This window comes from Paucibacter sp. XJ19-41 (assembly GCF_028462495.1).
Lineage (GTDB): Bacteria > Pseudomonadota > Gammaproteobacteria > Burkholderiales > Burkholderiaceae_C > Roseateles_E.
Genome location: NZ_JAQOWX010000029.1, coordinates 18678 through 39477, shown reverse-complemented (window position 1 = coordinate 39477; position 20800 = coordinate 18678). Strand labels below are relative to the sequence as shown.

The 20800-nt window shown below is 66.0% G+C and carries 17 protein-coding genes and 1 pseudogene; 9 read left to right on the top strand and 9 right to left on the bottom strand.

The genetic code is table 11. The annotated features are described in order from the left end of the window. The first annotated feature begins 299 nt into the window (after positions 1-299). Positions 300-569 carry a hypothetical protein gene (locus PO768_RS10160; RefSeq protein WP_272645971.1) on the top strand — a complete coding sequence of 90 codons (270 nt, stop codon included), beginning with the start codon at positions 300-302 and terminating at the stop codon, positions 567-569. Between the two features lie 532 nt (positions 570-1101). After that, complete coding sequence (locus PO768_RS10155) at positions 1102-1986, top strand: type IV toxin-antitoxin system AbiEi family antitoxin domain-containing protein (protein ID WP_272645970.1); 885 nt, start codon at positions 1102-1104, stop codon at positions 1984-1986. Positions 1987-1993: 7 nt separating this feature from the next. Here PO768_RS10155 and PO768_RS10150 read toward each other — a convergent pair whose 3' ends face one another. After that, the gene (locus PO768_RS10150; protein WP_272645969.1) at positions 1994-2935 is read right to left on the bottom strand and encodes a nucleotidyl transferase AbiEii/AbiGii toxin family protein; all 942 of its coding nucleotides are present in this window, start codon (positions 2933-2935) and stop codon (positions 1994-1996) included. A 302-nt stretch (positions 2936-3237) separates the two neighbouring features. On the opposite strand from PO768_RS10150, the gene PO768_RS10145 reads away from it, so the two are divergent. Continuing rightward, entirely contained in the window at positions 3238-3456 is a 219-nt protein-coding gene (locus tag PO768_RS10145; RefSeq protein ID WP_262973521.1) for a helix-turn-helix transcriptional regulator, read from the top strand. Here the strand turns inward: PO768_RS10145 and PO768_RS10140 are convergent, their stop codons facing one another. Together PO768_RS10140 and PO768_RS10135 are read right to left on the bottom strand one after the other, a co-directional pair. After that, entirely contained in the window at positions 3457-3867 is a 411-nt protein-coding gene (locus PO768_RS10140) for a hypothetical protein (protein ID WP_272645968.1), read from the bottom strand. 92 nt (positions 3868-3959) lie between these two features. Continuing rightward, positions 3960-4994: a hypothetical protein gene (locus tag PO768_RS10135; RefSeq protein WP_272645967.1), complete on the bottom strand. Its 1035-nt coding sequence runs from the start codon at positions 4992-4994 to the stop codon at positions 3960-3962. A 307-nt stretch (positions 4995-5301) separates the two neighbouring features. Between PO768_RS10135 and PO768_RS10130 the strand changes: the two genes are divergently transcribed. The 5 genes from PO768_RS10130 (at position 5302) to PO768_RS10110 (ending at position 11447) form a co-directional block, all read left to right on the top strand. Beyond that, entirely contained in the window at positions 5302-5436 is a 135-nt protein-coding gene (locus PO768_RS10130; protein WP_272645966.1) for a hypothetical protein, read from the top strand. Between the two features lie 133 nt (positions 5437-5569). Then, the gene (locus tag PO768_RS10125; protein ID WP_272645965.1) at positions 5570-6421 is read left to right on the top strand and encodes a lasso peptide biosynthesis B2 protein; all 852 of its coding nucleotides are present in this window, start codon (positions 5570-5572) and stop codon (positions 6419-6421) included. 17 nt (positions 6422-6438) lie between these two features. Continuing rightward, positions 6439-8259 (top strand): asparagine synthase-related protein, encoded by a 1821-nt coding sequence (locus tag PO768_RS10120; protein ID WP_272645964.1) that lies wholly within the window; start codon positions 6439-6441, stop codon positions 8257-8259. 31 nt (positions 8260-8290) lie between these two features. Then, entirely contained in the window at positions 8291-10159 is a 1869-nt protein-coding gene (locus tag PO768_RS10115) for an ATP-binding cassette domain-containing protein (RefSeq protein WP_272645963.1), read from the top strand. A 133-nt stretch (positions 10160-10292) separates the two neighbouring features. Further along, entirely contained in the window at positions 10293-11447 is a 1155-nt protein-coding gene (locus tag PO768_RS10110; protein ID WP_272645962.1) for a Fic family protein, read from the top strand. 265 nt (positions 11448-11712) lie between these two features. Here the strand turns inward: PO768_RS10110 and PO768_RS10105 are convergent, their stop codons facing one another. The 6 genes and pseudogenes from PO768_RS10105 to PO768_RS10080 form a co-directional block, all read right to left on the bottom strand. Beyond that, positions 11713-14316, bottom strand: coding sequence for an alpha/beta hydrolase family protein (locus PO768_RS10105; RefSeq protein ID WP_272645961.1), 2604 nt, complete (start codon positions 14314-14316; stop codon positions 11713-11715). A 149-nt stretch (positions 14317-14465) separates the two neighbouring features. Next, positions 14466-16757 (bottom strand): TonB-dependent receptor domain-containing protein, encoded by a 2292-nt coding sequence (locus PO768_RS10100; RefSeq protein ID WP_272645960.1) that lies wholly within the window; start codon positions 16755-16757, stop codon positions 14466-14468. A 164-nt stretch (positions 16758-16921) separates the two neighbouring features. Then, positions 16922-17206 (bottom strand): annotated as a pseudogene (locus tag PO768_RS10095) (hypothetical protein); the annotation flags it as partial. A 505-nt stretch (positions 17207-17711) separates the two neighbouring features. After that, entirely contained in the window at positions 17712-18803 is a 1092-nt protein-coding gene (locus tag PO768_RS10090; protein ID WP_272645959.1) for a FecR family protein, read from the bottom strand. Between the two features lie 2 nt (positions 18804-18805). Beyond that, a complete protein-coding gene (locus tag PO768_RS10085) occupies positions 18806-19306 on the bottom strand; it encodes an RNA polymerase sigma factor (protein ID WP_272645958.1) in 501 nt (166 codons plus the stop codon). A gap of 363 nt (positions 19307-19669) precedes the next feature. Next, on the bottom strand, positions 19670-20002 hold the full coding sequence (locus PO768_RS10080; protein WP_272645957.1) for a hypothetical protein: 333 nt from the start codon (positions 20000-20002) through the stop codon (positions 19670-19672). Between PO768_RS10080 and PO768_RS10075 the strand changes: the two genes are divergently transcribed. After that, positions 20001-20786 carry a helix-turn-helix transcriptional regulator gene (locus tag PO768_RS10075; protein ID WP_272645956.1) on the top strand — a complete coding sequence of 262 codons (786 nt, stop codon included), beginning with the start codon at positions 20001-20003 and terminating at the stop codon, positions 20784-20786. The genes PO768_RS10080 and PO768_RS10075 overlap by 2 nt on opposite strands. The last annotated feature ends 14 nt before the right edge of the window (positions 20787-20800 follow it).

Sequence of the window (20800 nt, the reverse complement as noted above, 5' to 3'; positions counted from 1 at the left end):
AGCGCCGACAGGCGAAGACTGGCGGCACAGCGAGAGGGGCCACAGGGCTGCGCAGCAGTCCCCGTAGCAGCGGGGATGAGCGCGTCGCGCGAACCCGCACGCACCCGCTCGGCAGGCCAGGCCTGCCGACTCGCTCATCGGGATTGCCCCCTGGTCCACCCTCCATGGCGTCCGCAGCTCAGACCTGCCCAGACCTGGCAGGGCCAGCCCCTCGGGCACTGGTAAAGATCGCAGCGACACACCACCACAGCGCGCGAAGCCGTGCGACCATCGCGACTCCGCAGCACGGAGATGCCAACATGGAAACGGTCAAGGATCCGGTGATCCTGTTCGAGACCCACATCACGATCGTCTCTGCAGCCGACCTCAACGGCGAACGCTGTCGTGTAGTGAACGTCCAGTTCAAGGCCGCCCAGACCTCCCCAGCCGGCCTCCTGAAAGAGGTGAAGATCCCCGCCCTCCTCGTCGAGAAGGAGCATCTGGAGGAACTGATCAACGCCTTCACGATGACGCTGCAGGAACTCGGTGGGCCGACACCCACCGCCCCCGCACCCGAGTCTTATCAGTAGCAGCGGCGACGACCTGCCAAGCCACGCAGAACCAGGCGGCCCGGCTTCGGGCGTGGCGGGTGCCAGGGGGCCGATCTGGCAAGCCAGTTCGGCAGGCGGGCCGTTCACGCGAAGCGGGAAGGAGCAAACCCGCCGACCCCTGGCACGGGTACGGGCCGCGCGGCTTGAGCGAAAGTTCCTCCCCAAGCTCGGGCCCAAGTTCCACCGCGACAAACAGCAGCGGTCTCGCATCGCGTGCCGGCGGTGCCCGGAGCCAGCCAGCCTATGCAATGTGCCGGGCAAGCGACCAGACGCGCGGATAGATAACTTCGCCGTAATCAGGAGCTTATAAGCTCCTGATTATAACAAAGACAGCATTTGCCCCTACTTGGCTGGCCAGCGGCGACGCGAAAGTTATAGAAATCTGCTCGTATTGATGGCTCGAACGCCCTCAATCGAGGGAACGAAGGGGCTCAAGATCTTGACAGTGTTTCTGATAAACATCATGCTATGAGGCATACATGCCTCATAGCACGACGAACGATTGGTTCCTATGAACCGAACCCGCCTGCAGATCGCCAAGCCAGACATCCTGGCGTTTTTCAGCGAGAAGATGCCCCCGATCCTGAGGGAGCGGCAGATTGCGTCCGCCCTGGCGCAGCAGCGCAAAGGGTGGCGGTTGGCCCAAAGCACCACGCTCGCTGCCTTCATCGAGTTTCTGCTCAAAAGCGGGCGGCTCAAGCGGCACAAGTTCGACTTCCCCAACAGGCCGGAGACCGTGTACACCTGGGGCACGCCTGCGACGATGGAGCTGCTGTTGCACCTCAAGGCGAACAGCTACTTCAGCCACTACACGGCCCTGCGCATGCATGGCCTCACGGAGCAGGTTCCCAAGCTCGTCTACATCAGCCACGAACGCTCAACCCCGCCCTCGACGGGCGACGACATCACGCAGGCGGCCATCGACAAGGCCTTCCGCCTGCCGGCACGAGTCAGTCAGAACGCGGTGGACTTCGGGGAGCTTCGCATCGTGCTCCTCAACAGCGCGAACACGGGCGAGCTTGGCGTCGTCGCCCAGGAGCACCAGCAAGGCGAAGGCCCCGCCGCCAAAGTGAGGGTCACCAGCATCGAGCGGACACTCATCGACGCGGCAGTGCGCCCCACCTACTGTGGCGGCGTCGCGGAGGTGGCCAAAGCGTTCGAGCTCGCCAAGGGCACGTTCTCAGTGAACGCCCTGGGTGCCATGCTGAGCAAGATGGGCTTCACCTACCCCTACCACCAGGCCATCGGGTTCTATCTGGAACGCGCCGGCTACCGGGACAGCGTCGTCGACATCATCCGGCGCTTCCCCATGAAGCACGACTTCTACCTGACGCACGACATGGCCGACACCCGCTACGAATCGGCTTGGCGCCTGCACGTCCCCAAGAGCTTCTGATCCCGAGTCAGGGCGTCATCGCTGTCAGGACCTCGTTCGCCAGCTTGACCACATAGTCGAAGTAGAAGTCGAATTCCTTGAGGTCGTAGGCAGGGGCCATCGTCTGTCTGACGGCCTCGAAGTTCTGGCGATGGAACTCGCGCTCTTTCTCAATGTCGGCCAGCCAGGCCAGCTCGACATGCTTCACCTTGAACATCTCCCGCGTGATCTGGAGCGCCCTCGCCTGCGTCAAGGTCAGGCCCAGCTCCTCGACCAGCACGTAGATGTCGATGAAGTCGCGAGCGCGCGGCGCGCCTGGCCGTGAGCGCCTCACCACCGGACCGTAGACCTCCATCTGCTGGCAGATGGCCCGCAGCTTCTCGCAGGCGATCATCGTTGGCGAGTAGACAAAGATGCGGTAGCCATCGACCTCGGCGGGCTCCTTGTCCTCGACGTACTCGAAGCGGCTGATGTCGATACTGAACTTCGTCCCCTGCCCGATGTTCAGCGCCGATTTCCGCAGCTTGTCCATGTCCTGCTTCAGGGCCTCGTACTGCTCGGTCGGGGCGAGCTTGAACTCGATGTCGTAACCGCCCCAGAAGCCGGCCAACTCGGGCGAGACCTGCGCGGGCTTCTCCGCCATCTTGAGGTCGAACGGCTCGTACCCCGCAGCCCGGAAGGTCTGCTGCAGCGCACGCACGATCTTGGCCTGGACGCCCTCGACCCCGCCTTCGAAGTCCCTCGCCATGGAGAAGTCCAGGTCGATGGACTGGCGGGACGTCAGCTTGTGGATGAGGGCCATGGCATTCCCGCCCTTGAGCACCAGCTCGTCCATGAGGTCGTCGTCGGAGAACATGGCGGCGACGGCGAGCCGCTTGATCTTCGCCAGCGTCTCCAGCTCGCCGTCCTTGACCTTGGCCATTGTCTTGCCCATAGCCTTGCCCTTCGCCCTGGCCTCACCTTTTGCCATGAACGCCTCGCCTTCAGCAGTCGTCGATATCCGGCTCCATTCTCGGAGCTTTGGCGGCCAGCGCAGCACGCACCCCCAAAGGAGGTGCGTATCGCACAGCAGGGCATGCCAGGGGTCGCAGCCACTGCAGGCGTGGGGCTCAGAACACGCTGGCGTCCGCATCGATGCAGCCAGGCGCAATGCAAGGCCATGAATCCCGGCGATCGCGGCAGGGACGAGGGCGCTGAATTTTGCTGAATTTCAGCAGCTAGAACCGAGCTGTCCGTGCCTAAACTGAATGGAACAGGACACGGGAGCACAACATGCAAGCACACCCACACAGCGTGTCGTCGAGTCTGACGCCCCAGGCTTTGCTGCGCCTACCTAAGGTCATGAACACCACCGGGCTGGGTCGATCCACGATCTATCGCATGGTCGCCAAGAAGCAGTTTCCCCGACCGATCAAAATCAGCGTCAGGGCCGTCGCATGGCGCCAGACAGACATTGCCGATTGGATCGAAGCGCGGACGCCACCTGCCTGATCAACCGGCGTCAGCAACCGAAAGACCTGCATCCCAACTCGCCTGCCATGCATCCAAGTCCACGCACAAGCTTGCGGTGAGCGTCTCCATCAGCACGATGGACAGCAGCGTGCCCTGTTCGATGCGAGTTCGGGAGCTCAGCAAGCGCAGACGAGCAAGCAAGGCCCGCAGCGCTTCGACCGTCTCAAGAACCTCCGGTGGTGGCCGACTCAAGCTCATCGAGAGCACGACGGCCTGCGACCCGTCGGCCACATCCCTGGCCATGATCCGCACCGTCTCCAGGCGGGATTTCGCGAACGCTTTGGGCAGCATCACGGCCAGCGCGTCCACGTCTGAGACCAGCTTGGCAACCCGTGACTTCAACGCTTCACTCGACACCGCCAATACACTGGCATCTGGTACTGCACCCATATGGGAAGTGTAGCCATTGCGCGGCGCAGTATCGCCAGCAGCGCGACTCGGCGTCAGTCTTCAGCCGAAGGCAAGGGCGACGCAGCAGATACCTACGCATGATCTTTTCCGGGGATGCTCCGCATCAAACCCGCCCTGCGCAATTCCGCCACGTCCTGAAGAACCCGCTGGAGTGGCGTCGCAAGCAGCTTCCTATCCGAGAGATGAGACCGGCGGCGGGCCATCTGCACGCTCAGCGTGCCTTTGCTGCAGCCGTAATGTCGCGCGACAAATGCGGAGGAACACAGCCGGCAATCGGCCGCCATGCAGGCGACCAGGGCGCGAGCCCTGACCTTCAGCCCGCGGGGACATGTCGGCGTATCGAGTCTGCCGGATGCATCGATCTTGGCACACACCCAGGACTCCAGCAGCGACAGCGCGCCTTCGACGCCATAGCCGCCGCCTGCGGCGATCAGTGAGGCCGCCATGGGATCAACAGCTCGGCGAGTGGCTGCGGCAGAGGCCAGGCTCTGCGGCGTCGCCGGCTCCTCAAGGCCCCGTGTGAGCTCCCACACGCGCCACGCTTCGTCAGAGGGTCGCGCACGCAACGTGGCATCGAGCGCCGCGCGCGCCACGCTGATGAGTTCTCCATAGAGCGACAGCAGCGGCTTCGCATCGAAGCCCTCACCGGACTTCAAACCCGTGACGACGCTCAGTGCCGCGTTCGGGTAACGCTTCGGCCTTTTGCACAGGCCCAGCTTGACCGGGCGCCATGCCAGCATGAGGATCTCGCGCCGCAAGGCCTGTCTGGACTCGAGGGGTTCGGCACGACACTTCGCAGCGAAGGCCGGCCCGCGTCGTACGTGGGCCGCGCGGACCCACCGCGACAGGATGTGGCTGCAAGAACGCATGACGCCCACGATGCCGTCCCCGTCGTCGATGCGCGCGACGATGTGGATCTCGGTCGGCATCAGCACGTAGTACAGCAGCTGCCGTCCCGACTGACGGTGTGCAGCAATCAGTCGCTCCCGGATCCTCTCGGCCGTGCGCTCGTGGGCGAGGAAGTCGCGGCCTGGAGCCGCCTGCCAGCTCAAGCTCCAGGTTTTCTCGAGGGCGCTCGCCTCGCCCTTTGGCTTTTCTGCTCCCATGGCGGTAAGACGAAATCGCAGGCCTGCTGCACCCCACTTTCTTGTAAGCGATTGAAACACCCACTACGGCGATCCACTCGGTGCCCATGCCGAGCCATCGAAATCGAACCGAAACACCGTCGTTGCGAAGTTAGGGGCTCCCCCCGAATTGAAGCTCTTCTCCAGCGGGGGCCGCGCAGGACCAAATCAAACGCCCAAGATCGCCCGCCATGAACTCTCGACGGCCCCACCAGCCGGCATTACCTTCATCTCGCCCGAAGCCTGAAACGCCGAGGGCAGTTCGAGTCTCAACCTGAAGGAGTTCATCATGGACAAGCAAGCGCAAGCGGCAATGGAGCCGCAACTCATCGACCTGGGCGACGCGAAGGCACTGACGCAGGGCCTCCCGCAACCCAACTCGTACGAGGACAGCGTCGAGATCGAGGGGAAGAAGGTCCCCTGAACGGCCACGGCGTGCGTCATCAATGTCCGACGCACGCCTGAGGCCACAAGTGCCGCTGCGGTCCACCATCGCGATCTCCCTCGCGACGCGGCCGCAGCGGCCGACCAGATTGATCCACCAGCGGGAGGACCAGATGATCCACGTCAGTGCTCCCCACGAGCTGGCCTTGGCGAGCCATGTCCGTGCGTGCGCATGCGATGGTCAGGTCATCCTCCTCGACCTGCGTCGCAGCCGCTACCTCGGGATCGGTGGCCCCGCCTCGCAAATGCTGGCCCAAAGGCTCCAGGACTGGCCGATCGCCGCGCAGCACAGCGGCACCTCCCTCAGCACCTCGGCCACAGCCGCCCTGCTGCACCAGCTCGTCTCGCAGGGTCTGGTAGTGGACGCCACGACCACCTGGACAAGAAACACCGGCATAAGGAACACCGGCACAAGGAACACCGATGTCAGCCGTGCGTTCCACAGGAGCCCGGTCGACAGCTTTGAAGAAGCGACGTCGACCATCGAGCTGGATCAGGACCTGGGTCATGGCCTGACCTCGGCCCCAGGCAAGCCACATCGGACGACCGTCCACATCCGGCGCTCGCTGCGCTTCGTGCGCAGCGTGGCCACCGCCGCCTGCTGGATCCGTTGCCGCACCTTGCAGGCCATTGCACGCGATATTGCACGCCGGCGGATCCAACTCCAGGGGTCGCGTGCAGAACGCAAAGAGGCCACCGAAGCCGACGAAGCCATCGAGGCGATGAAGCCAGCCCTGGCGGCCTACGATGCCCTGCGGCCTTTCGTGTTCACCGCTCGCGACGAATGCCTGCTGGATTCCCTGGCCTTGCTCCACTTCCTGTCGCATGAGGGCCTGGCCCCACGCTGGGTTCTGGGCGTCAGAACGGGGCCCTTTGCTGCCCATGCCTGGGTGCAGGAAGGTTCGACGGTGCTGAACGACCAGCACGAGTATGTCCGGCAGTTCCGACCCATCCTGGTCGTGTAGCACCGGGCAGCGCCACTATGTTCCGGTACCTCGCCCTGGTGTGGAACGCGTCCCAGCCAAGACCGTCCGCCTCCGCACAACGGCTCGGCAGCATCTGGCAGCGGCAGGCGGGCTGGCGCCCCGCGCTGCGTCGACCGGGCCTGCAGGTGTTCACCACGGGTGAACGGCCTGGCATCAACGAAGCCCAGGTTCTCCATGGCGGTCTCGGCCTCGTGCTCGGCAAGCTGTTCCGCCGCGTCGAATTCGATGCCACGCCGGCGCCCGGCGCCATCCTCAGCGAAGCGGATGCGAAAAGCATCCTGGACACCGGCGGCCGCGCGCTGGTAGAGCAATTCTGGGGTCGCTACGTGGCCTTCCTGCCAGCCCCTTCGGACGCCACCCTGATCCTTCGCGATCCGAGCGGCTCCCTTCCCTGCTTCAAGCTACGGCATGGCGACGTCTGGATCTACTTCTCGTGGCTTGAGGACGCGCTGCAAGTCACCGCCGCGACCGGTGGAGAAGGAGAACCCGCAAGCCCTGCAGCTTGGACGGTGAACTGGGATGTCCTGGCTCATCGCTTCCTGTACGGCGCTCAGAATGGTCGCGAAACCGCCCTCACCGAGATCACCCAGGTCCTGCCCGGCGAACTGGTGGACTCGGAAGCCGGAACGTCCACGCTGCTGTGGAGCGCCGTGAGCCACGCACGGGCGGCCGCAGACCGGGATGGCATCGAAGCGGCGACCCTGCTGGGCCACGCCGTGCGCTCGTGCACACGCTCGTGGGCCAGCTGCTACGACACCCTGCTGCTGCGGCTGTCCGGTGGCGTGGACTCCTCGATCCTCGTCAACTGCCTCGCGGCCGGCCACACGCCGGCCGACGTGATCTGCATCAACTACTACTCGCCCGGCTCGGACACCGACGAGCGGCGCTACGCGATGCTCGCAGCCGGCCAAGCCGGACGCGATCTGCTCACCCGAGAGCGTGATCCTGCCTTCCGCATCCAGCGCCTGCTGGAGTCGGCCCGCATGCCCAACCCTGTCACCTATGTCGGCGCGATGAACGCAGCCACCGACGCCAAGCTGGCAGCGGCCTACCGGGCCGGCGCGATGTTCACCGGCGCCGGGGGTGATCCGCTCTTCTATGAGATGGCCAGCTGGTGGCCGGCGGCCGACTATCTGCGCGACTGCGGCTGGGACCCAGGCTTCCTGCCTGCGGCCCTGGACGCGGCCCGTGTCGGCCGGGTCTCGCTCTGGCGCTGCCTCAAGCTCGCGATCCGGGAGCATGTCAAGCCCGATCTGGCCGCGAGGACCGCAACGACCCGAGCCGATTGGCTGCCCGGCGATTTCGCGCATGACCGGGTGGACGGGCTTCGCTTCGCACACCCGGAACTTCGCGCAGCGACCGACCTCCCGATCGGCAAGTACATGCAGACCGCCGCACTGATGCACCCGATAGGCTATTACGACCCGTTCGAGCAGGCGGCTGCGCCCGAGGCCGTCCACCCCCTGTTCTCCCAGCCACTGGTGGAGCTTTGCCTTCGGTTGCCCACCTACCTGCTGATTCGAGGTGGGCGCGGCCGGGCACTGGCCCGGCGCGCCTTCGCCGCCGAGCTGCCAAAGCAGATCGCTGCCCGCAGGTCCAAGGGCGGCACCGACGACCACATCAAGGCGGTGCTGCAGAACGACCACGATTTCGTGCGCGGACTGCTGCTCGAAGGCCACCTCGTCCGCCGCGGGTTCATTGATCGCCCCCGGCTGGAGGCAGCCCTGCGCGGGGACCCCACGACGCTGGACTGGTCGCCCGGCCTGATCCATGAGCTGGTCGCCGTCGAGGCCTGGCTCGCCCGCTGGCTCGGATAGCAGCAGCCTTTCACGGGCTGGGAAAAGCGGCATGCCATCGCTGAAGGAACTCCGGGAACTCCGCTCAGCGCTGATGGTCCTGTGCAACGGCCTGGACCGATCCATGGCCTGGCGCCTCGCGGGTGCGAATGCACTGGCGCTGCTCGGTGGCGCCCTGGCCGGATTGGCGCCTCTGGCCCTGAAAGAGCTGATCGATGTCGTGAGCCGCCAGCCCAGCGACACCAACAACCATGCCACCGACCCTTGGGCATGGATCTCGGCGCTGGGCATCGCCTATCTGCTCTGCCTGAGCGCCGCGAGGCTCGCGTCCGAGATCCGGCCCTTCCTCGTCGGGGGCGTCGAGCAGCGGCTCTACACGGGCTTGCGGGTCCGCTACTTCACGCACCTGCTGGACCTGCCGCTCTCCTTCCACCTGGCGCGCCAGAGCGGCGCCATGGGTCAGCGTCTTCAGCAGGCGGTCTCCGGATACCAGCTCATCCTGGCCAGCCTCGTCCACGGCTTCATTCCCGTCCTGGTGGAGGGGGTGACCGTGGCCATTGTGCTGCTCACCCTGGGCCAGCCCGGCCTGGCCGCCACCTTCGTGCTCACCGGCATCGCACTCGCCCTGGCGGTCGGCAGGCACATGCCGCAGCTGCGCACCAGCGCACGCGCGGTCACGGGCACCATGGTCGATATGCAGGGCTTGATGGCGGACAGCCTGATCAATTACGAGCCCATCAAGTGTTTCGGCGCCGAACGAGAAACCCTGGATCGCTTTGGTGAGCGATGCCTCGCCCTCGAAACGCACTGGCGGGACCTTCTGCACCGGCGCCTCGCCATCGGAGCCTCGGTCACAGCGGTTTTCACCCTCAGCGTCGCGAGCTCGCTGGCGATCGCGCTCCTCGCCGTGTCGCAGGGCCGATTGAGCCTGGGCGGCTTCGTGCTCGCCACGCTGTACATGGTGCAAATCATTCGACCGCTCGAACTGCTGAGCAGCGCCGCGCGCGATGCCTCGCAAGGCCTGGCCTTCATCCGCCCCCTGCTGGAGGATCTCGGCATCTCCCCGGGCACATCCCCGCAGCCACCCAGGGTCCAGCAGGGGAGCTCGGGAGGCGAGCCGGCCAACGCTATGGACACGATGAGCGCGAAAGTCATGTCCATGGCCTCGCCGGTCCAGGCCGGTGTCGCCGTGAGTTTTCGGGGGGTGTGCCTGACCTACGACAGAGGCCCGCCCGTGCTCCGGGACTTCAGACTTGACGTCTCGCCAGGGAAGTCCATGGCCATCATCGGCGCCAGCGGTTGCGGCAAGTCGTCGCTCGTTCGCCTGCTGCTGCGGCTCCACGAGCCCGATGCCGGGGCCATCACCCTGGCGGGAACCCGGATCGATGCGCTACCCCTCGACGAACTGCGCTCGATGATCGCCGTGGTGCCGCAAGACCTGGCCCTGCTCAACGGCACGGTCGCGGCGAACATCGCACTCGGCATGGGCAGCGCGACACGCGCCAGCATTGCGGATGCCGCGCGCCTCGCCAAGCTGCATGACTTCGTCGCCGCCCTCCCCCACGGCTACGAGACCGTGATCGGCGAGCGCGGGCTCAAGCTGTCTGGTGGCGAGCGTCAGCGCATTGCGATCGCCCGAGCGATCCTTCGGCGCCCCCGCCTCTTCATCCTCGACGAGGCGACCTCGATGCTCGATGCCCCCACCGAGCAAGAGATCATGCAAAACCTGCTGGCGCTCTCGCAAGGGCGCACCCTGATCCTGATCGCTCACCGCCTCGCCACCATCCGGCACGCCGACGAGATCGCCGTGCTGGCCGGCGGCGCCGTCGTAGAGAGAGGCGACCACGCCACGCTGATGGCGCTTGGCGGCACCTACGCGGCGATGTGGCAGCACCAAACGGCCGAGGAACGCAGGCGCTGAGATGAACCGTGCTTCGATTTCAGGAGTCGCCGCCACCACAGCTGCCTGAGGAGATTCAGAGACTTTCAGAAGAGTTTGACAAAAAAACATAAACTCTTTGCAAATCAATTAGATAGCTCTCTACAATCTTGTCATGGGCAAAGAGATTCTGAGTCTCATTCGTGCATCCGGAGCCTCCGGAATGGCCCCGGACATGCTGATGACGTCCCTTGAGGAGCGGCTGAGCCGTTCCACGCTCAATCGCCAGCTTTCAGCGCTCGTCGCCGAAGGAAGCATCAAGCCGCTCGGTAAAGGTCGGTCGACGCGCTACCTGAGCACCACGCCCTTCTCGCGCGCAGAGGTCGACGCCTACTTTGCCCGGCCGGCGGCCGAGCGTCCACTGGCTCCGTTCCGGGAGGAGTTGCTTGAGCCGACTCCCAACATCGACCCGGAACGAGCATTGCGATGTACGCAAATCCAGGGCCTGGCCTACAAGCCGGACCGAAAGTACCTCGCTCAGTTCCTCGTCCTGTTCGCATGGTCCTCGTCCTTGCTCGAAGGGAGCACGTATTCGGAGTTGGATACGGAGGCGCTGGTCAAGTATGGGGAGAGGAATCCTGACAAGCCGATGGAGGATGCGCTCCTCGCGCTGAATCACAAGCTGGCAGGCCAGTACCTGTGGGATCACCGTGAGTTGTCGATGGAGACGGTGTGCGCGATGCACGACCTCCTGACAGACGACCACGGGATCATGGCGGAGGGGGAGTCGGACCACTTCCTGCCTAAGGCGCAACGTGGGCGGCCTCGGGAGTTCGAAGACGTGAACCTGGCGAACTCCGCCTACATTCCGCCCTTCCGTCCTGGCACAGGTCACGCCCAGGCAGTGCTCCAGCAGATCATCGACACCGCCAAGGGGCTCCCGCCGGTGGAAGCTGCGGTATACCTGCTGACGCGGATCGCCTACGTGCAGTCGTTCGCGAACGGCAACAAGCGCACCTCGCGCATTGCGGCCAATGCTCCACTGCTCGCGGCGGGCTTGGCGCCCTTCTCCTTCGTCGACATCAACAAGGCCAGCTACATCCGAGGCATGGCGGCCTTCTACGAGCTGGGCTCCATGCATGTCATCGAGCAGGCATTCATTGAAGGCTACGCGCGATCAATCGTGCGTAGCAGCAACCTGCCGGCCGCACTGCGAATTCAGAATGACGACAAGCAGCTGGTCGAGCAGTTGGTCGACTACGTCAACTCCGGCAAGCGCAGCCATGGCGACCTGCTGCGCGACTTCCTCACTCCCGGCGCAGGGTCTTGAGTGGAAGCGCCAGCGGCTGCATCAAGGGCGCCCAGCCCAACTCGGCTGCCTTAGACGTCCCTTTTTTAGCCCGACCCGCCAATTCTCCAAGTGGTGCGGCCGGCGGCAGTCCGAGGGGGCCCGCCACCCAGGCCGAATGGACCGCTCATCGCCGGTATGCACGATGAGCGACCGGTTCGCACGAAGGCAGGGCCAAGCACCAAGCCGCCAAAGAGACAGCACCCTACCCGATTGAGTATCAACTCAAGCTTGACCGCGCCGGGAGTCAAAGGGCCTTGCGGATGCACCGCGGCTTGGCATCGGCCTCGACCTTCATCAATGCCATCTGATCCCAGCGCGCGTACTGCGCCTGCAGGCCTTGCACCGTCTCGCCAGGGATCACCGGTGCCAGCCGCTTCTCGCCCTTCAGCCAGAAACGGTACCAGTCCACATTGCCCTGCAAGGAGATCATCCGCTCGCTGGGTCGCGACAGCGCGTGGCCGCCTTCCGGGAACTTGAGCATCTCGACCGGCCGGTACTGCCGCCGCAGCAGCGCATAGATGTCCGAGTTGTTCTTCGCCTCGGCGCCGTACGACTCGATGCGCAGCGCGGCCCGGATGCAGTCGGTGTGCAGCGAGGGGTCGTTGCGGATCCAGCGGTCCCGCGTTTCACCAAAAGGCGCCCCCTGGTTGCCCTCTTCCTTCGACTTCAGCGTGCTGTCGGCGAAGGCGTAGGTGATCGTCAGCGAATACAGCGTGTTGACGTCGCCGTCCAGGATCGTGGCGGCACGGATCGGTGCGTCCGTGAAGGTGATCAGGTTCTGCACCCGCACGCCGGTCGCGCTCCAACCCAGGATGCCGATCCGATCCCGGTCCACAAGGCCCTGCGCCACCAGCGCATCGATGGCGCCGCTCACACCATCGGCGAACGCGACGATCGAGCCATGCTCGTCCCGAGGTGCCCCGGTCGCCGCTCGCCACGGCAGCGCGAGCACCAGGATGCCCTCGCGCAGGAAAGCCCGGCCCGCAAAACCGCTGGTCGCACCGTCATAGTCGTTCGTCCCATCCCGATAGAAGCGTTTCGGATCGAAGCCATAGGACTGGATCACCAGCGGGTACCGCACACCGGGCTTGAAGTCCGCAGGCACCATCAGGCCGCCATCCCAGCGCCGCCCTTGGCCATCCGTCCAGCGGTACTCCTTCATCGTGCCCCACTGCTCGGCCACGAACTGCGGGTTGAGCTGCGTCAGGCGAATCTCGCCCCCGGACGGCCCCGCTGCGACGATGTCCGCCGGCTGGTTCAGCGCCTGGCGTACCTGCAGGCGCCAAGTCTGCCGGGCATCCTTTTCCTCGCCCTTGCCACCGGACATCCCATGGCGCTTCGCGCCACCGCCTGCGGCGCGCTCGCCCTCGCCTGTCCGCACAGTTCCAGAACCGTCCACCGCATCTCCCACCGCTTCATGCCAGCGGCCATCCGGCAGGCGCTTGAAGATGCGCCGCTGCTCGCCATCGATGGCCGTGAACCGGCCCTCCTCGCCGCCTGCAGCCTCCACCTTCTGCAGACGCGCCTTGAGCGCGGCGATGTGCTTCCACTCGCCGGAGGCGGGCCAGTACTCGATGATGTGGGAGGCCTCAGGTGAAGCCTTGCCGGCCGCCTGGTCGGCCGCCTTGGCGCCGCCTGCGGCACCCACTGGCAGGTAGGTGCCAGCGATCACGACGGAGGTGCCACCGTTCTGCCACAGCCGATCAACGCGCTGCCTCCCTCCCGGCGCAGAGTCGTCCGGCGCGTCGAGCACGACACGCGCCTGGCCGTCGCTCGCCCGGTACGCCATCATTTTCCGCGGGGCGTAGTTCGTCGGGCGGGAGAAATAGCCGAGGGGGTCCACCGCCGCCGAAGCACCGTACTGCTTGCTGAGCTCAGCCACCTGGGGATAGACCTTGGCCCAGGCCATTTGGCGCGCGGGCTGGTCTGTTGGCAGCAGTACCCAGCGACCGTCTGGCGAGATGCTGGCCAGCGGTGGATAGCCGGCCCTCGGGAAAGCCTCGCCGAGCGGTCGAGCAGGCATCCTCACCCCGGCCTCCGCAACGAAGAACTGGTGCAGCCGGTCCTGCGGGTAGAGATCGTCCTGCTGCCCATGGACGCTCCAGAACGACTTGGTCCCCACGATGATCGCGCGCGCACCAGCCTCCCGCGCGGGGTTGGGCACCTGGGAGACATAGACCACCCGACGCAGGTCGTCAGGCACCTCGAAGGCGAGAACACTGTGGGGCGCATAGGTCAGTTGCTTGACCTCGCGAGTGATCACATCCACCTTATAGACCTGATGCGCCTCATCGTTCATCCGCGCGCGAAACACGATGGTCCGGCTCCCTACCCAACGTGCTTCCCTCAGGGAGGGGTCCGAGTCGGCACGGTCCCTCGATGACTCCACCGCCAGCAAGAGCGACGGCGGTGCGTGAGGGGGCGCGGAGGCAGACGGAGTACCGGCTTGCGACCTCGAGCCCTCTCGGGCCAGCGCAGCCAGGCGAGCAGGACTCACGTCCATCAAGAGGATCTCAAAGCGGTTGCGGTCCGTCGCCACATTGGCCTTGCGCGTGACGATGAACAGCTGCCCACCGTCCGGCGAGATCTGGGTTTGCAGCGTCTCGTCGTCGTAGAGGACAGGCTGGATGATCCGGTTGAACTCGACCACCTGCTGGACGGTCGGGCCCACGGCGGCCGTCGCCGGCGCGGCAGGCAAGGCCAGGGGCAGTCCGGCCACCAGTGCCAGGGGCGCCAGTGGGGCCAGAGACACCATGGATAGCAGCCGTCGGGCAGCCAGGAGCAGTCGGGGCACGAGCCGGATCGACTGGCTCAAAGGCAATGACTTGAAGAAAGGTTTGCACAGCATGGGGCATCGCCGGCGCTCGGCCGGGCGCGAAAGTTGTAGGGTGCGTTGTTGGGTGCGTTGAAGGGGGCGTTGTGGGGAGCGCTGCAGAGAGCGAGGCCGGCACCGGCGCACGCCGACGCAAGGGCGCCGCGTCGTCGAGCGGGGCCGCGCTACCAGCTCACAGACAGCTGCAGGCTCGCGTAGCGGCCGCGCCAGTCGGCCTGGGTGACGTCGTAGTACGGCGAGCTGCCGACGTACTCCGGGAGGCGGTCCGCCAGGTTGGCAATGGCCAGCGACAGGCGCGCATCCTTGACACCGCTCAGTCCAGCGCTGAGCCCGGAGCCGAGTCCGAGACGCTTCAGGTTGACCGAGGCCGCGACGTCATGAATCCAGTAGCCGCCGAGCCTGCGTTCATCAGTCCCAGAATCCCGGTAGGCCCCCAGGTAGCGATTCGTGAGGCCCACGCTCCAGGGGCCCTGCTCGACAGCCAGTTGGAGCCGGCCTTTCCACTCGGGAGCCCAGTAGTCGACGGCCCGCACGCCCAGCCGTGACGCAGCCGCCGCACCTGGGCTCAGCGCGACGTCGTACTGGCGCGTCCGGGTCGCGCTGGCGGACGCGGACCACTTCGTCGCGCCTCTCTTCCAGGCGTGCGCGATCTCCATGTCGGCGCCCGAGGTTTCGAGCCGCCCATAGTTCACCTCCGAGTAAAGCACCCGGGTGATCTGGCCCGGCACGCCGCCGCTTGCCGGCGCCCGGGTGACGAAGCCGGGGAACTGCGCCTCGTTGTCGACCGCGGTCTGCGGCCACAGCAGGCCAATGAGTCCATCGATCTTCACCCGCCAGGCGGTCACACCGAACCGCGTACCGGACAGCGACGCGGGCTCCCATACAGCCCCCAGCGAATAGGCATTGCCCTTTTCCGGACCCAGGTCCCGATTCGCGGCACGCAGCACCTCGCCGCCGGTGACCAGGGCGTTGCCGCGCTGCGGATCCCGGATGCCATAGGCCTCGGTCGTGAGCGACACATTGTTGATGTTCATCTGCACCAGGGTCGGTGGTTTGAACGAGCTCGCAGCGGAGCCGCGCAGCAGCATCGATCGCACCGGCCGAATCTCAAGGCCCGCCTGGTAGGTGTTGGCGCCGCCGAAGTCGCTGTAGACATCTCGTCGCGCCGCCAGCGTGAGCGTGGCCAGATCCCAGGCCTTGCTCCCCGCACCGCTGGCGCCGGCCCCCTCGCGCCACAAGGGAACGCGGGCCTCGCCATAGGCCGCGCTGCTGGAGCGATTCCCGCCAGAGCGAGTCCCACCGACGATCTGGCTCAGGTAGCGATCACGCGCCGCCTCGCCACCGATGATGACGTCGACCGGGCCGGCCGGCAGGTTCAGCGGCGAGCCTCGCAAGAAAGCGCCGACCTGGTCCTTGCGACCCTCGTCATTGCGCACCACCCCCGGAAAGATTGCGGCCAGCACCTCGTCGCTGGCGGCGCGTCCCGCCGTGAACAGGTTGAGTGCCTGCGCTGGATCCGAGGACGCCAGGGCGGCCGTGCGTGCGGCTGCGTTGGCGGTGACGTTCCACGTCCGGTGCTGGCCGTCATCCAGCGTGGACGAGGCGGTCGCCTCCAGCTCCCAGCCCGGCAGCACCTCGCCACGCACGCCCAGCAGCGCGCGGGCAAATTTCGTGTCGCGCTGCAAGGTCTCCACACCGTTCTCCGTGCCCAGCCGGGAACTGACGCGCACCGCCACGCCGAAGGGGTTGAAGGCGTTGGAGGCGGGCACCAGCACATTGGCCATCAGGATTCCCGTCTCCTCGGCCCGCAGGCGGTCCTTGGACAGCGTCAGTTCGCCGAACGCCGACCAGCCCCCGCGAAACTGGAAATCGCCAGCCGCATGCAGCCCCAGGGTCTCGGTGCCGTGGGCCAACACATAGCCCTTGCCGGTGGCATAGGAGCTGCACAGATTGGCCTGGCCTGCCGTGGCCGCGAAGTCCGCGATGGAGAGGCCCTGGCCGGTACCGCCGGAAGGGATGGCCGCGAAAGTTGAGTTCAACCCGGGCAAGTTCGCCGCAGTGTTGCTGCTGACCGTACCCGGGGTGCAGTAGCGGGCACGGCTGTCGACGCCGCCCATGCGGCGGTAGTCCGCGTCCAGGAAGAAGTCCCGCTCGGCCATCGTCAGCGGCGTGGTCTTGCGGTACGAGCCCAGCACCAGGTAGGAGCTGGACGCGTCCCCGCCCCCTGTGGCCAGCGAAATGCTGCCGTCGCCTGCGCCCTTGGCGGCGCCCACCCGTGCGTCGAGTGCGATGCCGTCGATCTGCTTCTTCAGGATGATGTTGACGACACCGGCCAGCGCATCGCCGCCATAGACGGCGGAAGAGCCCACCGGCACGATCTCGACCCGTTCGACCGCCGCCATCGGGATGAGGTTGAGGTTGAAGAAGCGCGAGCCGGAGGCACCAGAAACCTGCACGCGCCGGCCGTTGATNCGATCTCGACCCGTTCGACCGCCGCCATCGGGATGAGGTTGAGGTTGAAGAAGCGCGAGCCGGAGGCACCAGAAACCTGCACGCGCCGGCCGTTGATCAGGACGAGGGTGGAGCCCAGCGGCAAGCCGCGCAGCTGCACGGCGCCCTGCCCGTTCGTCACGCCCAAGGTACCTTCGCCGGGGGACATCGCTGCCTCGTTCAGGCTGCTCAAGAATCGCTCCAGCGACGGCTGCCCGCTGCGCTCGATGTCCGCCCGCGAATAGACGTTCACAGGCGTTGGACCATAGGAATCGATGAGCTTGAGCCGTGTGCCGGTCACCTCGACGCGGGTCAGCGAAACCGGCGCCTCCACCAAGCTGGCGCCACCCTTGTCGGCGGGCGTCCCCGGAGACGCCTGCACGACCGGGCCGGCCGACCCACCGGCCTCTTCCATCCGGCCTGGTTTTTCGGCACCCACCGAGCCTGCCTGGCCGGCGGGGAACTGGCCAGGCAGCGCAGCCGGTGCCGGGCCTGAGGACAGACGCGCCTTGACCACGACCGCCCCACCAGGCATCTGCGTGAGTTCGAAGCCCGAGCCTTCGAGGGCCTGGGCAATCGCCTCCACCGCGGTCAACTGCCCTGACACAGCACGCGAGGTGCGATCTCCGAGCTTGACCGGGTCGAATAGAACGGACACACCGGTCTGCCGTCCAATGGCACGCAGGGAATCAGCCAGCGGCTGCGAAGGCTGCTCGATGCGATACCGCGCACCGGCTGGCTCGTCGGCAGCGCAAGCCAAGTTGCAGCCGAGCATCAAGGCCACAAACGCGCCATCACGCAGAACGCCGTGGTACGTGCTGGCTCGTGGAAGGAATTTGCCGATCATGCTTGCCTCTCATCTTGTTGTGGGGGTGAACAAGATGACGCGGCCTGCGCCGGTGCCCCCCTGAGGGCTTGCCCTACTGAGGTGCCGCGAGTTCCAGCCGGCCCGCCTGCTCCCGGACTTGAAGCCCGTGAAGCTCCGCAACGGCCCGGACAAAGCCCCGGGCATCGCCGATGTCGTACGCACCGCCGACCCGGAGGCTGGCCACATTGCCAAGGAGCACGACGGAGGTGGGGGAGTAGCGGTTCATCTCCGCCACGGCATCGCCCAGCGAGACATTCTCGAAAATCGCCTTGCCCTGCTTCCAGGCCAAGAGCGGCTCCAGCGGCGGCCGATCAATCTGGACCACCGCAGGGGCGGTCGACGCGGCCGCTGGCTGGGCCAGCCGAATGCGCTCACCCGGCTGCAGTGTGATCCGCTGCTGCGGCGCCATGCCCGCCTCCTGCCCGGCCGAGGCGGGCTGCACGGTGACCGCGCCTTCGATCAGGGCCACGGCCAGGGCGGCCTCACGGCCCTCGCGGCCCTCACTGCTCCTGCCGGGCACACGCACCGAGAAGACCGTGCCCACCGCAATGACCTCGCTGCCCCCAGCGCGCACGACAAAGGGTCGAAGCGGATCCTTGGCGACCTCGAACATCACCTCTCCGGCATCAAGGCTCACAGTCCGCCGGGCGCTGTCAAGCTCCACGCGCACCCTCGTGTCAGTGTTCAGAGAGATACGCGTGCCATCTGCCAGCAGGACCTGTTGCTGGCCGCCGACCTCGGTGGCGTAGACGGCCACGGCCAGCCATCGATGCAAGGCATAGGCCGCCACCACGACAGACACGGCCAGCAGTGCCCCCAGGGGCCACCGCATCCGTTGCCAGCGGCGCTCGCGCGCGAGGGTGTCCCTCGCTTTGGCGCCTGCCATGCCGGCGACGATCTGCTCAGGTTTCATGGACGCCACATCCGTCCAGATGTCGGTGCAGCGCTCGAACGCATACCCGTGTGCCGGCGAACGTGAGACCCACTCACGAAACTTGCGATCCATCTCGGCCGAACGGTCCGGCCCATGCAGGCGGGCAATCCAGGCCGCAGCCTCTTCGGCAACCCTGCGTGTCACGACGGGCGGCTCGCGCCCACCGTCCAGCGGTTTCTGCGCCCTGCCCTGCCTGTCATTGGGCACCATGCTCACCATCCTTCCATCCGGCGCATCAGCGCCGCCGTGGCTTTGCCGACGTGTTTGCCGACCACCCGCACACTGAGGCCGAGCACCGCCGCAATCTCCGGGTAGCTCATGCCATAGAACACATGCGCGATGAAGATCGCGCGAGTGCGCATGTCAAGCGCAGGGACCGTCAAGCTCAGACGGGTCAGCCGCTCTGCGCTCAGCACGGCATCCTCGGTGGATGAAGCACTCTGCGCGCCGCACGGAGCCTGAGCGAGCTCCTCGTCAAGCAAGAGGGTCTCCCCGTGGCTGCGCTGCGCGCGGTGCGCATCAATGGCGAGGTTCCATGCCGCGCGAATCAGGAAGGCATCGGGGTTCGACACCTCATGGGTCCGCTGGTAGCCGTCCAGCCTCAGGTACGCATCCTGGATCAAGTCATCCGCATCCTGGCCGGAGCAACCACGGCGCCGCAGCACCGCCCTGACATGCGACAAGACGCGTCCCCAGTCGATGAGTGCAGCCATGCCATCCCCTTCAACCCGAGTGTTCTCGGTGTTGCGACATCGATCTTAGGCGCGTAAATCACGACAGGAAAGCGCCGCTTACATCTGCGCCCCACCGCCTGCGATCCCGATATTCAAACGAAAACATGCATGTTCCCAGCGCAGCACCACGCCAAGAGGACAGTGCGACTACCGCGCTGAGAGCGTCACCCCATGACCGCGCGCGCATGTGAATCACGCGAGTTTCCCCTATGGGATGCCGCCAGATGGTCTGAGAGTGCAGCAGATCGACGATCCGGCACCGCGCCCCTTGCAGGAGACCATCAACAATCAAACGCCGAAAAGTCTTCGCACGCCAACCCTTGATCCCGCAGGCCGAGATCATCAGCATTCAAGGCGCAGACCCAGCATCGCGCGAACAGCGACTCCAGGGAGGAGATGGTCATGCATCGAACCCGCGACGACTACCGCCAGCCAGACGCCAATCACGGAGCCGGTAAACGCCGTGAGCGCCGCGAGCGCCGCCCATGCTGCCGCCTGTACCCCGTGCACGCCGGCATAGCCGCCCGCACGGCCAGCCGAGTGCAAGGCAACGTCCTCGCCGAGTGGTGGACCTTGTTCGTCACGCGCAAACAGGTCGATGCCGCCCTGACCGCAGATCCACTTCGCTTCGAGGATCCGCCCCTGTTCGAGCAACTCCGAAGGGACTTCGATCATGTCTTCGACCCTGCCAGCACAAGCATCGATCCGGGAACAGGCACAGGCATCGGACTACAGCGCACGAGCGCTGGCAGCGATTGTTCAGATCGCCGGAGCGACCGACCCGCAGACGCTGATCGGACGACTGGCCGATGCCACGGCGGCCCTAGGCGCCAGCGCGAGCCTTTACACCGCAGCGGTCCTCGAAGGCGACCGTGATCTCTCCTGCTTCAGCCTGCTCGCCGGCCCTCCGGCCTACGCGCATGCGCAGAACGAGATCGGACCCCTCACCGCGCATCCGTGGTTCAGATTCGCGCGAACCCATCTGACATCGGGCAGCGACCGCCAGGTTGGCATCGAGGAAGCGACCGACGCAGCCGCCCTGCAGCTCGCCCGTGAGTATGGTTTTCGGGCGTGCTTCGTCGTCCCCACCCCCTCGGGCCAAGACCTTGACCGACTTGGCATGCTGTGCGTAGGCAGCGAACACCCCGACGACTTCGAGGGCCCTGAGGCTGGCCTCATACGAACCCTCGCGCGCTCACTCGCGGCCGAGTTGCACGAGTGGCTCTTGCACTACCTCCACCAGCGACTGCTCCAGACAGCCAGGCTGGAGAGGACCGACATGAAGCTCCTCGCCCTCGAACACAGAGGCCTGCAGACCAAGGAAATCGCGACACTCACCGGCCTGAGCCGGGCATCCGTCGACTCGCGATTCCAACGCATCAACATGCGGCTGCACTGTTCGAACCGCAGGGCTTCGGCATTGCGCGCGGTGGCCTACGGGCTTCTGGAGCCAAGGTGATCTCGCTCTTGATT